General features: G+C 29.3%; 13 protein-coding genes and 1 pseudogene. 2 read left to right on the forward strand and 12 right to left on the reverse strand.

The features are described from left to right. Positions 1–321 precede the first annotated feature (321 nt). The 5 genes and pseudogenes from BM384_RS10660 to gpr all read right to left on the reverse strand — a co-directional run bounded on the left by BM384_RS10660 (position 322) and on the right by gpr (position 5254). On the reverse strand, positions 322–762 hold the full coding sequence (locus tag BM384_RS10660; RefSeq protein WP_090013523.1) for a hypothetical protein: 441 nt from the start codon (positions 760–762) through the stop codon (positions 322–324). A gap of 53 nt (positions 763–815) precedes the next feature. Next, positions 816–2628 (reverse strand): annotated as a pseudogene (gene lepA, locus BM384_RS10665) (translation elongation factor 4). A gap of 102 nt (positions 2629–2730) precedes the next feature. Beyond that, complete coding sequence (locus BM384_RS10670) at positions 2731–3084, reverse strand: hypothetical protein (RefSeq protein WP_175537347.1); 354 nt, start codon at positions 3082–3084, stop codon at positions 2731–2733. Between the two features lie 65 nt (positions 3085–3149). Then, a complete protein-coding gene (locus BM384_RS10675; RefSeq protein WP_090013525.1) occupies positions 3150–4214 on the reverse strand; it encodes a stage II sporulation protein P in 1065 nt (354 codons plus the stop codon). Between the two features lie 65 nt (positions 4215–4279). Next, positions 4280–5254 carry a GPR endopeptidase gene (gene gpr, locus BM384_RS10680; protein ID WP_090013527.1) on the reverse strand — a complete coding sequence of 325 codons (975 nt, stop codon included), beginning with the start codon at positions 5252–5254 and terminating at the stop codon, positions 4280–4282. Between the two features lie 172 nt (positions 5255–5426). Here gpr and rpsT point away from each other — a divergent pair, with 172 nt between their 5' ends. Continuing rightward, the gene (gene rpsT, locus BM384_RS10685) at positions 5427–5690 is read left to right on the forward strand and encodes a 30S ribosomal protein S20 (RefSeq protein WP_090013528.1); all 264 of its coding nucleotides are present in this window, start codon (positions 5427–5429) and stop codon (positions 5688–5690) included. A gap of 113 nt (positions 5691–5803) precedes the next feature. Here the strand turns inward: rpsT and holA are convergent, their stop codons facing one another. From holA to spoVAC, 6 genes are all read right to left on the reverse strand, one after another. Further along, positions 5804–6838, reverse strand: coding sequence for a DNA polymerase III subunit delta (holA, locus tag BM384_RS10690; protein WP_090013530.1), 1035 nt, complete (start codon positions 6836–6838; stop codon positions 5804–5806). A 17-nt stretch (positions 6839–6855) separates the two neighbouring features. After that, a complete protein-coding gene (locus BM384_RS10695; RefSeq protein ID WP_090013531.1) occupies positions 6856–8562 on the reverse strand; it encodes a ComEC/Rec2 family competence protein in 1707 nt (568 codons plus the stop codon). Positions 8563–8581: 19 nt separating this feature from the next. Then, positions 8582–11074, reverse strand: a complete 2493-nt coding sequence (locus tag BM384_RS10700) for a P-type ATPase actuator domain-containing protein (protein WP_090013533.1) — start codon at positions 11072–11074, stop codon at positions 8582–8584. A 170-nt stretch (positions 11075–11244) separates the two neighbouring features. Then, positions 11245–11601, reverse strand: coding sequence for a stage V sporulation protein AE (gene spoVAE / locus BM384_RS10705; RefSeq protein ID WP_090013535.1), 357 nt, complete (start codon positions 11599–11601; stop codon positions 11245–11247). Positions 11602–11616: 15 nt separating this feature from the next. After that, a complete protein-coding gene (spoVAD, locus tag BM384_RS10710; RefSeq protein WP_090013537.1) occupies positions 11617–12633 on the reverse strand; it encodes a stage V sporulation protein AD in 1017 nt (338 codons plus the stop codon). Positions 12634–12646: 13 nt separating this feature from the next. Then, entirely contained in the window at positions 12647–13147 is a 501-nt protein-coding gene (spoVAC, locus tag BM384_RS10715) for a stage V sporulation protein AC (protein WP_090013539.1), read from the reverse strand. Positions 13148–13348: 201 nt separating this feature from the next. On the opposite strand from spoVAC, the gene BM384_RS17675 reads away from it, so the two are divergent. Beyond that, positions 13349–13495 (forward strand): hypothetical protein, encoded by a 147-nt coding sequence (locus tag BM384_RS17675; RefSeq protein WP_175537348.1) that lies wholly within the window; start codon positions 13349–13351, stop codon positions 13493–13495. A gap of 34 nt (positions 13496–13529) precedes the next feature. Here the strand turns inward: BM384_RS17675 and BM384_RS10720 are convergent. Further along, positions 13530–13770 (reverse strand): integrase core domain-containing protein (locus tag BM384_RS10720; RefSeq protein ID WP_139232094.1); only part of this gene is annotated, 241 nt, incomplete at its 5' end.

Consider the following 13770-nt stretch of genomic DNA (forward strand, 5'->3'; position numbering starts at 1 on the left):
TATGAGATAATATAAAGCTTCCCCAGTTAAGCTTGCCTGCCCCATATGAACACATCCATAAAAACTTATAAAGTAACTACCGAACTTTGGACTTTCCTACTTTTTGCAAGGTTATCCACTTTATAAGCCAATACTTGGTTTACTTGCGTTATGTTCCATATGTCCTCTAGCGCTTCCTTCATACCTTATCGTTGCCAATAACGCACTTGCATTCGAGTTGTCTTCCTATCGGGACGGCGACGCAGGCTTCTTTCAGCCTGCTGGCTCAGCAAACATGCTGGGCGAACAAAAAATGTGTGCTGAAATCAGCACACATCTCTTTTATGATAATAATAACTCTACATCTTCTCTCAACAAATCAATTTTGCTTTTAGAATCAACTACAGAGAATTTGTATATTTCTTTGAAGTTATAAAAATAATTAGCAATTGCTATTTTCTTAGCTCTTGATACATCAAATTTTTCTGCTATTTCATCTAAGAAATCTATTTCTCTTTCATCATATTTTCCATCTGCTAATGATAGTCCTACAAGTTCGAAATAAATAATTAATTTTATTCTCTTTGAAGAAGATTGAAGTTCTGACACTATTTCATTCATATCCATTTCTTTAATTTCATCATCAGAAAGCTTTAATTCTTCTTTATATTCTTTAATTAATTTTTTCTCTTCTCTAGCAAAAACTTTATCTACCATAGCTAATTCTTTTATTAAATTAACAAATGCTACTGATTCACTTTTATTTAATTCCTCTAAAAACATAATTATCCCCCTGTAAACTACTATAATTATAATATAATTTATTTTATTAAAGATTAGTCAGTCTTTAGTACAGCCATAAATGCTTCTTGTGGCACTTCAACTGAACCTACCTGTCTCATTCTCTTCTTTCCTTCTTTTTGCTTTTCTAAAAGCTTTTTCTTTCTAGAAATATCTCCACCATAACATTTAGCTAAAACGTCTTTTCTCATGGCTTTAATAGTTTCTCTTGCTATAATCTTTGAACCTACTGCTGCTTGTAGCTTGTATTGGAACTTCAAATAATTGTCTTGGAATTATTTCTTTAAGTTTTTCTGCAATAGCTCTTCCTTTATGATAAGCTCTTTCCTTAGGAACTATCATAGATAAAGCATCAACAGTATCTCCATTTAATAAGATATCTAACTTAACAAGTTCAGCTTTTTCATATGCTTTAAATTCATAATCAAGCGATGCATATCCTCTTGTTCTTGATTTTAAAGTATCAAAGAAGTCATATACTATTTCATTTAAAGGTATATCATAATTGATAACAGCTCTTGTTTCTTCCATGTACTGCATATCAATATATACTCCTCTTCTTTCTTGGCAAAGTTCCATTACTGCACCTACGTATTCTGTTGGTGTAATTATAGATGCCTTTACAATTGGTTCTTCCATATAATCTATTTCTGTTGGTTCTGGAAGATTTGTTGGATTTGTAATATCAAACTTTTCTCCATCTGTTTTTATAACTTTATAAATAACTGATGGTGCTGTAGTAATGATATCTAAATTAAATTCTCTCTCTATTCTTTCTTGAATTATTTCCATATGAAGTAATCCTAAGAATCCACATCTAAATCCAAATCCTAAGGCAATTGATGTTTCAGGTTCAAAACTTAATGCAGCATCATTTATTTGTAATTTTTCTAATGCTTCTTTAAGTTCTTCATATTTAGCTCCATCTACTGGATATATTCCTGAATAAACCATTGGTACTGCTGGCTTATATCCTGGAAGAGCTTCTTTAGTTGGTCTATCTGCTTCTGTTATAGTATCACCAACTCTGGCATCTCTAACATTTTTAATAGATCCTGTTATATAACCAACATCTCCAGCCTTAAGCTCTTTAATTGGCATAAGTTTAGGTGTAAATACTCCTACTTCTACCACTTCATATACCTTATTTGTTGCCATAAGCTTAATTTTTGTTCCTGTTTTAACAGTACCATCTTTAATTCTTACGTGGCATACAACTCCTCTATAGCTGTCATAGTATGAGTCAAATATTAAAGCTTTTAATGGAGCTTCTTCATCTCCTTCTGGTGAAGGAAGTCTTTCAACTATTTCTTCTAAAACATCCTTAATATTAAGTCCTGTCTTAGCTGAAATCATTGGTGCACTTTCTGCTTCAATTCCAATAACATCTTCGATTTCTTGTTTAACTTCATCTGCTCTTTGAGATGGAAGGTCAATTTTATTTATTACAGGCGCTATTTCTAAGTCGTTATCAAGAGCTAAGTATGTATTAGCTAATGTTTGTGCCTGTATACCTTGTGTAGCATCAACAACAAGTAATGCTCCTTCGCAAGCTGCTAAACTTCTTGAAACTTCATAATTAAAGTCTACGTGACCTGGAGTATCTATAAGATTTAATATATATTCTTCTCCATTATCTCTTTTATAGATAAGTCTTGCAGCCTGAGACTTTATTGTGATTCCTCTTTCCCTTTCAAGTTCCATATTATCTAGAACCTGGTCTTCCATTTCTCTTTGAGTAAGAGTACCTGTTGCTTCTAATAATCTATCGGCAAGAGTAGACTTACCATGGTCAATATGAGCTACAATTGAAAAGTTTCTTATGTACTTCTTTCTATCATTATTCATATATCTAAACCGTACCTTCTATAACGGTTAATTCACCCCCATTATACTAAATCAATCTAAATTATATCACACAATACTGAGTTTATGTCAACACAAAGAACTTTATTCCATGAACATATTATAAGCTTCACTAATAATATCTTTTACAGATTCTTTAGCATTATTTAAAATATTAATAAGATATGATTCTTTTTTTATTATATAATTTTCTTTGCCTATCCTAATTAAAATATTATCTTTTTCATCATCTATATAAATCTTTACCTCTGAATTATCATTAATAAAACTTGAAAAATCATCACCAAAGCTCTCTTTTATCCTTTCGTAGTTTTCTTCTGAATTTCCAAGAGGTGATAAAGCCCTAGTATTTATGATATTTACTTTTACTAATCCTATTATAACAGCAACTATACAAATAGTAATAATTACAGCCTTAATCCTTTTTACTCTTTTCAAAAAAGCACCCCCAAAAGATAAATTTCTTATCTTAAAGGATGCTCAATTCTTTATTTTTTATACCTCTATTTTCTATTTATATGCTCAGCAATTAACCTTGCAATATATCTTCCTGATTTTTGAGCCTCTTCTGAAGTATTTACATTTGCACCACATTCAATAAGAATACTTCCATCACTTAAACTTTGATTAAATGCATTCATACCTCTATTATAAGTGTAAATTTTTCTTGTAAGTCCTGGGAATAATCTGTTTGCATTATTAAAAAATTCTTCTGCTAAAGCCTGATTTTTACTAAACCTCTTACTATTCTTTGTTGTAACAAACATTAATTTAGTAACATTTTCACCATTTATATTTGCTGTTACTGAGTTTTTATCATCAACAGAATCTCTATGAAGGTCAATTATAAGTTTAAAATCTCCATACTTATTAAGATAAGCACTTACAGTTTCATTAGACCTTTTGTAACTATCATTATAAGAAATACAATGAATAGTTTTATCATGAATTGTAGCTATTCCATAATTATTTTGAAGCTCATCTACAATTGCATCGCCTACGCCCACAACATTAAATCTTTCATCAGTAGTATCCCCTGATGTTTCTCTATAATTCTCTGTAGTATGAGTATGATAAATTAAAACTTCCACCTGAGCTGAATTAAGTTCTTTTTTTAATGAAGGGTCATAAGCTGATGTAGATACTGCTGTACTAGGATCTTTATCACTTTCCACTTTTGAAATTGAATTTTCATCTAAAGAAAATGGGTCAATATGGTTTTTACTTACAATAGAACTAAGCCCCATATCATCATCTACCTTAAAAAATGGAACTTCATTTTTAACTATTGCAAGTGCATTAATATTAGATAATCCTAACGCTTCATAGCATACTCTTTTCACAGAAAGTTTATTTTCTGCATAAGCACCTTCATCATATATTGTGTTTTCAACTAAAGGCATATCAAAATTTAATAATTGGACATAGGCTAAAGCTCCTCTTTCACTACTACTTTTCAAAATATTTATTACCCTATATGAAAATATACTTATTAATACTAGTAAAATTATAACTATTAAATTAATATCATGGTCAGTCCCTTTACTTCCTGCCACTTGTCTATACACATAAACCCCCTCCTAAAATAAAAATCATTACTTTATATTTATATGAGAGATTTACATAATTATTATTAATTTAAAAACTTATTTATATCTTCCATAGTCATATTAGGCTGAAGAGCTATATTTATCCCATTTGCAATAATCTTAGATAAAGAATCTATTTCAAGGTCTATTTCCTTAGGTGTAACAACAAGATCACCTACATAAGGATTTAATATTTCTCTTATAAGAAGATTTTTTTCTTCCTTATCTACTTTTTTAAGCATATTATAAAAATCTTTTCCTTCTTCACTTTGCTTAATTAGATCATCTAAAACAAGATCAATAGTATCATTTGCAATAGTTGCTGCATCTACAACAGTTGGAACTCCAATTGCAATAACTTTAACCCCTAAAGTTTCTTCATTTAATTTCATTCTGTGGTTTCCTACACCTGCCCCTGGTGAAATTCCAGTATCACTTATTTGAATAGTTTTATTTACTCTTTCTATCTTTCTTGAAGCAAGAGCATCTATACACACAACAACATCAGGATGTATTTTTTCAACTAAGCCTCTTATTATTTCTCCTGTTTCTACTCCTGTAACTCCTAAAACTCCTGGTGCTATTGCTGCTATAGGAAAGACACTATCATCAATAACATCTGGCATAACAGATTTTAAATGTCTTGTAACCATAATTCCTTCTGTTACTTTAGGGCCTAATGCATCTGGTGTAACCTTCAAATTACCAAGCCCCACTACTAAAGCTAATTGATTTTCCTTTATGCCTATTAGTTTTTTCAAAGTTCTTCCTAAAGCCTTTGAAACATCATCCATAAGACCGCCATCATAAGCCGTGAACTTAGGAATATCTAAAGTTATGTATGTTCCCTTAGGTTTTCCTATATTTTCACCTGCTTTGTCATCAAGTATTGTCACTTTAGTAATTTTAGTGCCTTCATCTTCTAATTCCTCTACAATTACTCCATCAGCCTCCTTTTTATTCTCTTCTTTATAGATTTCACTAGCCTCCATAGCCAGATCTGTTCTTACATTTATCATCATTCCACCTCACTTTTTGTTGCTTATTTTTAATTTTTCCGATTTACATAAATTTAATACTTGAATGTTTATACTTTCGATGCTATAATATGGTGTGTTGAATACGACTCGTACGCAGATTTCCCCAAAAAACTGCAAGAGGCCCTATTAAATTTAGAGGGGGTGAAATTAAATGGCAAATATCAAATCAGCAAAGAAGAGAATATTAGTTGCAGAAAAGAAGACTGCTAGAAACAAAATGATTAAGTCTGCTTTAAAGACTACTATAAAGAAATTCGAAGCTGCTGTTGAAGCTAACAACGCTGCAGAAGCTAAAGAATCATTTGTAAAAGTTACTAAAGCTTTAGACATGGCTGCTCAAAAGGGAGTAGTTCACAAGAATATGGCTGCTAGAAAGAAGTCAAGATTAGCTGCAAAGTTAAACGCTATGGCTTAATTGTAATATTACCGATCTGGTTTCAGATCGGTTTTTTACATTTTACAGAAAAAAAGGTTATAAGGTATATCTAAACTCTAATAATTTAAATATACCCTATAACCTTTTTATATCTATTTTTTCACCATTAATGTACCTAATAAAAGAAGTTCAAGTTCCATAGTTTTATCTACTCCAGTAGATTTTAACTTTCCTTCTGTTTTCACACATAATTTAATAAGTCCTTCAAGCTGCCTTAGAGAAAATCTCCCACTTAAATTCATAAGCTTTTCACATACAAAAGCAGGAATATGAAATTCCGCCACAAAATCATTAACTTTCTTACCATTTTTCATTCCTACTTTTATTTCGTATAATCTTTTAAATTGATTTTCTATAGAAGTTACTATAAGCATATGCTGATCTGCTTTAAAAAGTAATTCATCCATAATATCTATTGCCTTTTCAATCTTTCTTTGAGATATAAGATCTACTAAATCAAATACATCATCTTCGCTACTAGTTGGAAGTAATTTATCTATATCCTTCTTAGTAATTTCTCTTCCCTCTGTATAATCAATAAGCTTATCTATCTCTAGCTTTATTATATTAAAATTGTTCTGAACCTTTTCTGAGAAGTATCTAAGTTCTACTTTTCCTATATTTTTCCCCTTTTCATTAAATATACTTTCAATCTTTTTAATAAATTTATCCCGCTTAAGCTTATCAAAATGAACTAATGTTGTCACCTTATCTAAAGCCATAAGTTTTTTATTTTTCTTAGCTGTTTCTCTCTTATCATTAAATACATAATATAAAATAAGTACAGTATAAGGAGGTAGGTCCTTTAAATAATTTTTCATTTCATTATAAATTTTAGTTCCATGACTATCAGATTTATCTCTAAAAAAATCTGCCCTTGATACAAGTACAAGCTTCTTTTCTCCCATAAAAGGCATAGTTTCACAAGCATTAATTATTTCATCCATAGAAGTATTTAATCCATCAAGTCTTATATAGTTTAAATCCTCCATTCCCTTTGGAACAACAATTTTCTTTATTTCTTCAATTCCTTCTTTAATCAATTCATCATCAATACCACAAAATATATATGAATTTTCTATTGATTTATTTTTAATATTTTTCTCTAATTCATCATAAGCAATCAACGTAATCCGCCTTTCATTTAAAAACAATATAATTTATCATTAATTATATAAAATCCATCTACTTTTTTATTTACAAAATCAATTATATCATAATTTCCATATATCTTTTCTTTATTACTAAATCTTAATAAATACTTATTATTTTTTATTTTTAATATATAGTTTTTTTCTTCAAGAACCAAAGATATATTATCACAAATACTAACTCTTTTTGCCTGTCTGTATCCTTCATATGCAATATTTTTTTCTTTAAGTTTTTTCATATCAACATTCCTTGAATTAGTAATGATCTTTCTTTCACCTCTATAGCTAACAAGACACCCTCCTTCTTTTAGATAGTCTATCCTTAAAATTGGGCTATATATACTTATTAATAGCTGAGCAAAAACAATTAAAGGCAGAATTTTTGCCTTTCTAAATCCTTTTACATAAAACAATATAGTCAATAATAAAAAACAGTATAGTAACACCATATTTTTATTCAAATAAATGCTTCCTGAAAGTATTAAATTAAGTTCATCATTAATGCTGTCAAAAATTCCAATAATCTTTAAAACTACAAAACTTAAAAAATCAAATACTTTAGGCAAATTTACAGTTATAAGCATAAGGTTTCCTAGATATATAAGAATATTTAATAAAGGAACTAATATTAAATTTCCAAAAAGAAATAATAAAGAACATTCTCCAAACTTTGTTAGCATTATAGGAATAGTAAATACTTCTGCTGCAAAGGAAACACTTACGGTATCATTTAAAATTTTTGGAAGCCTATATAATCTTTTATTAATAGGCTTAGAAAATAAAATAATACCTAGGGCTGCTAAAAAAGATAATTGAAATCCAGTTTTATATGGAGCATAAGGCTTAACTAAGGTTATTACTGCTGCACTAAAGGCAAGAGCTCCAAGTCCATTATATTTCTTCTTAAATATTACTGCTGAATTTAATAAAAGTACCATAATAAATGCTCTTATTGAGGAAAATGCTGCACCTGTTAAAAGTACATATACTAAAGTAATTACAATTCCAAACTTAACACCTAATAAACCCTTAATAAGATTAAAAATTAACGCCACATGAAGGCCTGATACACTTACAGCATGAATTACACCTAAGTTTTGCATATCTGTCTTATCAGCCTCATCTAAATTATCAGTATATCCAAAGGCTACTGATGAAATCAAAGCACTTTTCCTCTCTCCTATATTATTCTTTAGACTTTCAAAAACCTTTTCTCTAAGGTTATAAAGTTTTCTTTTATAAGTATCACAAACACTATTAACCTTTAGTAACTTTAAGCTTCCTAAAGTTCCATTTTCAAAATCTATTTTTTTATCAAAACTTCCATAAAGGTCTATTTTCTGTCCTGTTTTAATATTTTTTAAATCCCCCTCTAGATATAAGAGCCTTCCTTTATAGCTTCCAATAGCATAATAAGACTTCTTTTCTGTTACTGTAATACTTCCATTAAAATCACTTGTAATATCCAAATTATAATATATATAGTTATTAATTATGCTGAGTGAAAAAAATATAATTATTATTAATGTAAATGCATAGTTAGTACTTATTTTAATAAATATAAAAAAAAGGCCAACAGTTAAAACTGCCAGCCATATATATCTGCTTTCTAAAAAAGCAAAAGCTAATGAAGCTGAAATAAACGCTATTGATATATAAATAATAGGATTATTTACCTCTTCAATATTAACTAATTTCATATGGATGATCACCTCATCCTTATTCTTGCCACTTTTTCAACATTAATTCAAGAACAAAGCTACCTACTGCTATACCTCCTATTTTTATTAATTCACTATTAGAAAAAGCATTTCCACTAATACTTATTAGTGCTGCAACACCAATTCCTAAAAATAGTATAGCTAATAATAAAAATACTACTTTTAAGGACTTGTTCTTTATATCTATGTGACAATTTACAATGCAATATCCTATTGCATAAACTCCAAATAGTAAAACCCATACAGCATCATATCCATTTTTCAAATCATATAGCGCACCTATTGTAAAGGTAACATAAAGAATAATTCTTGGAAAAATCTTCGATATTTTCTCTCTTGATGAAGACAATGCTATAAATGAAAGTGGTGATAGCACTAATATATTAAATATTATTATTGGTGCATAACCTAAAGTAAAATCTCCATTAAAGATAGATACCATATTTAAGGATATTATTTGAGCAATAATAATTCCTAAAATAAACGATCTAAATTTATTAATTCCATCTCTAAACTTTTCAGATATATCAAAAACACTTAAAAATCCCTTTAAGAAGTTGTTTTCCATAAATATATCTGATGCATTTTTTATAATCTTAGCTGCATTTCCTTTACTAATTCCAAGTTTAGAAATACATATTGATGGTAAATCTCCTAAAGATTCTCCAAAGGATGCAACCTTGTAATTATCCTTTACAAAAAGTCCTACTATTCTAGCTCTAAGCTCTGGACTTACTCTTGAGAATACTCTTGTCTTAGAAACAGTTTCAATAAGTTCTTCTTTTTCTAAAGACTGTAATTCTACTCCTGCAATTACTCTGCTGTTACTTGAAACTAGTTTAGATTTACGTCCAACTGTTGTAGCTGTAATTTTATTGTCATCTGTGAATACTATTGGTATTATTCCTCTGCTCTTAATAGCTTCAATTTCTTCATCAAGTTCATCACTTAATGGATTATTTAAAGCAATTATACCTGTAAACACAAGATTATTTTCTATATTTTCTCCAACTGTTGGTATATAACTAAAGTTTCTATAAGCTACAGCCTGAGTTATATATCCTTCAAGAGATAAATTATAATCTATAGCTTTTAATCTTGATATGTCTTCATTAGTGATTTCTCTTTGAAGACCATCAATCATTATATAATTACAACGAGATAATACTGCTTCTACACTTCCCTTGCAGTTTGCTCTACATCCTTTTTTAGCTTTATTAATAGTAGTAATCATTTTTTTATCTGAATCCATTGGAATTTCAAATATTCTTCTATTTAACTCTTCTATTTCAAACTTCTTTATTCCTTTTTCATAAGCAAACTTAAGGTAAGCAACATCTATAAGATCCCCTTTTGCCTTTTCGTCCTCTCCATAATATTCAGCATTGTTACATAATAATATTCCTTCTAAAAGTCTTCTTGTTGTAACTTCTTTTGAAAAAACAACTTCCTTTGCTGAATGTATTTTATTATTAATATAAATCTTATCTACAATCATTTCTTCTTTTGTTACTGAACCTATCTTGTCCATAAAAAGAATATTAACTTCACGTATTAAATCGAGAGCAGATATATTTATTAAATTTATTCCACTTTTCTTTAGTTCTCTCTTTAAGAATCTTATAAAACCAAATATTATAATAGTTATTGGAACTACTTGTGTTAAAAATACAGATAAATATAAGCTAGTATATGATTTAGTGAAATATATATTAATTAAAGAAAATATAATAGCAATTATTAATGATATAGACATAAATCCACTTAATTTTTTCTCTAACTTACGTCCAAGGGTATGTTTATTATTATCTGCACTTGTCATTAAAATTAATGTTTTTCCAAGATGTGTTGAATTACCAGTTTCCACAACAACTCCAGCACCTTGTCCACTTTTTATCACTGAACCTTTAAACAGCATATTCTTCATTTCTTCAACAGAATATACAGCTGAATCTATCTTACTATCAAATTTATCTTTAAAAAACTTTTCTCCAGTAATATTTTTTTCATCTACTTTTAAATCCTCTGCCCTTATTATTCTTAAGTCTGCTGGAATTAATGAATCCTTAGAAAAAAGTACAATATCCCCCTTTACTATTTCTTCTGATTTTATTATTTTTTCTACACCATTTCTTAAAACTCTTGCTGTAGTATCATTAAGCTTTTCCATGAACTTAGCTCTATTTACTATATTTCTAGAATATACCGCTTTAAGTACCATGGTTAAAATAAACAATAGTAATGTAACTCCCCCTAAAATATATTCTTTAACATACATAAGGAATATAATTACTAATATACTTAAAAACATATGAACACTAAAAAAATCTTTTACTATCTTAAATGCATTCTTTTTATAAGGAACAAATACTTTATTTCCCCCATATTCTTTCCTGCGTTCCTCACATTCTAACTCACTTAATCCAGTGAATTCATTAGTTTTAAGCATTCCAACAACAGCTTTCCATGTATTATTGCAATAAATGTTCAAAATGCTTCCTCCATTCTCATTATACTTCTCAACCTTATTATTATAATATATTTTTCATAATTCTTAAACTTTTTTCTATTTCTTACCTTAGTTTTATGTAATATTTTAATGAATTATAAAACATATTCCTTATATAGTTTGCATTTTATTTTAATATAATCCATAATATATCAATTTTTAGTTTTAGGATTAAAAATCAAAGCCATCATATAGCCAAAGAAAATAGCAGCTGTTACTCCCCCAGCAGTTCCTTTTACCCCTCCTGTAAAGGCTCCTAAAAGTCCCGTTTCTTTAACTTCTTTTATGGCAGATTTAGCAAGAGTGTTTCCAAATCCAGGTAACGGAATAGTAGCTCCACAACCTGCAAAGTCTATAACCTTATCATACCATCCAAAAGCGCCTAAAAGAGCTCCTAATGTAACAAACATTACTAGTATTCTAGCTGGAGTAAGTTTTGTTGTATCCATTAATATCTGTCCAATTACACATATAGCTCCCCCAGCTATAAAGCATTTAATATAATCCAAAAAAATCATCTCCTTTTAATCAATCTCTATTGAAACTGCATGAGCTATACCAGGTATACTTTCACCTTGAAGAGATGATGTTGTACTTAATAAAGCTCCTGTTGATACTAAAAGAACTTTTTTTACTTCTCTTTTCATAAGCTTCTTATAAAAATATCCTGTTGAAACTACTGCAGAGCATCCACATCCACTTCCACCTGAATCTGTTTTTTGCTCTTCATCATAAAAAATAAGACTTCCACAATCCACATAATTTTCACTCATATCATAACCATATTCTTTTATTAATTCTTTAGTGATTTCTCTTCCCACATTTCCCAAGTCTCCAGTTGCAATTATGTCGTAGTCCTCTGGTTTTCTTCCTGTATCCTTTAAATGAGTATATATTGTATGAGCAGCAGCCGGAGCCATTGCAGCACCCATATTATTAGGATCTTTAATACCATAATCTTTCACTACTCCTGTAGTAACATAGGTCACCTTTGGATAGTCTCCTGTTTTGCCTAATACCATAGCACCTGAACCTGTAACTGTCCTTTGTGCTGTTTTTGCTCTTTGAGAACCATAATCTAAAGGAAATCTATATTGTCTCTCTGCAGAGCTAAAATGGGATGAAGTTGAAGCTACTACATGCTCAGCATATCCTCCATCCATTATTAACGAAGCTAAACTTAGTGATTCAGACATAGTCGAACAAGCTCCATATAATCCAAAAAAAGGAATATTAAATTTTCTTGCTGCAAAACTAGAAGAAATAATTTGATTCAATAAATCTCCTGCAAATAAATAATTAATATCTTCTTCCTTAAGATTAGCCTTTTTTATTGCTTCTTTTATAGCCGTGTACATCATTTCACTTTCTGCACGTTCATAACTTTCTTGACCTAATGTATCATCACTTAAAACAAAATCAAAGTAATCCTTTAATGGCCTCTCACCTTCTTTATGACCAACAACAGAAAAAGCAGATATTATTTTAGGTGGATCCTTTAGCTTAACAGTTTGGCTTCCAACTCTTTTTTCTACATCCATAAACTACCCTCCATTAAAATAAAGAAATTATATAATAAACTATTCCTATTAATACCGAAGATCCTATACCGTAAACTAATACAGGCCCAGCTATATTAAACATCTTTGATGCAACTCCAAATACAAATCCTTCTTTTTTAAATTCTATTGCAGGAGATACAACTGCATTAGAAAATCCAGTAATAGGAACAACAGTACCAGCTCCAGCATATTCAGCAATTCTTGCATATATGCCTAAGCCAGTTAATAAAGCACCTAAAAACACCATTGAAATTGAAGTTATTGTGCAAGCTTCTTCTTTTGTAAAGTCATATGAAAATACAAAATTATATATAAATTGTCCTATGCTACATATAAGTCCTCCTACCCAAAAAGCTCTAAAACAATTTAATAATATATTAGGTTTTGGAGCTGATTCTTTAGTTAATGTTTGGAATTTATCTTGAATTTTTTTATCTTTAACCACTTCCAACACTCTCCTTTTCACTTCATATTTAGTATTTGTTAATACCATTCTATAATTCAATGAAACTTTTTCCACAATATCCTAATACTTTGTCCTTTTTTATGAATTGTGTTATTATTAAGTAGAGTCTTATACATAAAGTATCTGTTAAACTCTAAGTAGATACTTTCAAAATTTAATGAAGAGAAAATAAAAAAATAATATGTTTATTTATATATTTTCTCTAACAAAGAATTATGGGGGACGTTTATGAAAAAATTAATTTCCGCGTTAATTATTGTAAGCATTTTATTTTGCAGTACCTCTACAATAACTAACGCTGCTCCAGATACAGATGCTAGCAAAGCACAACTTGTCGAAGTATCTGGTACTATGTCAAGAAAAAGTACAAATTAAATTCGGATAAATTATATTATTACATTTTTCATAGTTAACATGCATTTTTTATATTTTCTGAGTAATATTTATCTTCATATTCATTTGGAGATAAATATCCACAGTGACTATGTATTCTTACTGTATTGTAAAAAGTTTCTATATACTCAAAAATAAGCTTATATGCATGTTTGTAATCTAAAATTTTATAACGATTTATCCACTCTCTTTTAATAAGAGCATGGAAGGATTCTATGCAGGCATTATCCCATGGATAAGCCTTTTTCGAATAACTT

It is taken from the genome of Clostridium sp. DSM 8431, assembly GCF_900116755.1.
GTDB lineage: Bacteria > Bacillota > Clostridia > Clostridiales > Clostridiaceae > Clostridium.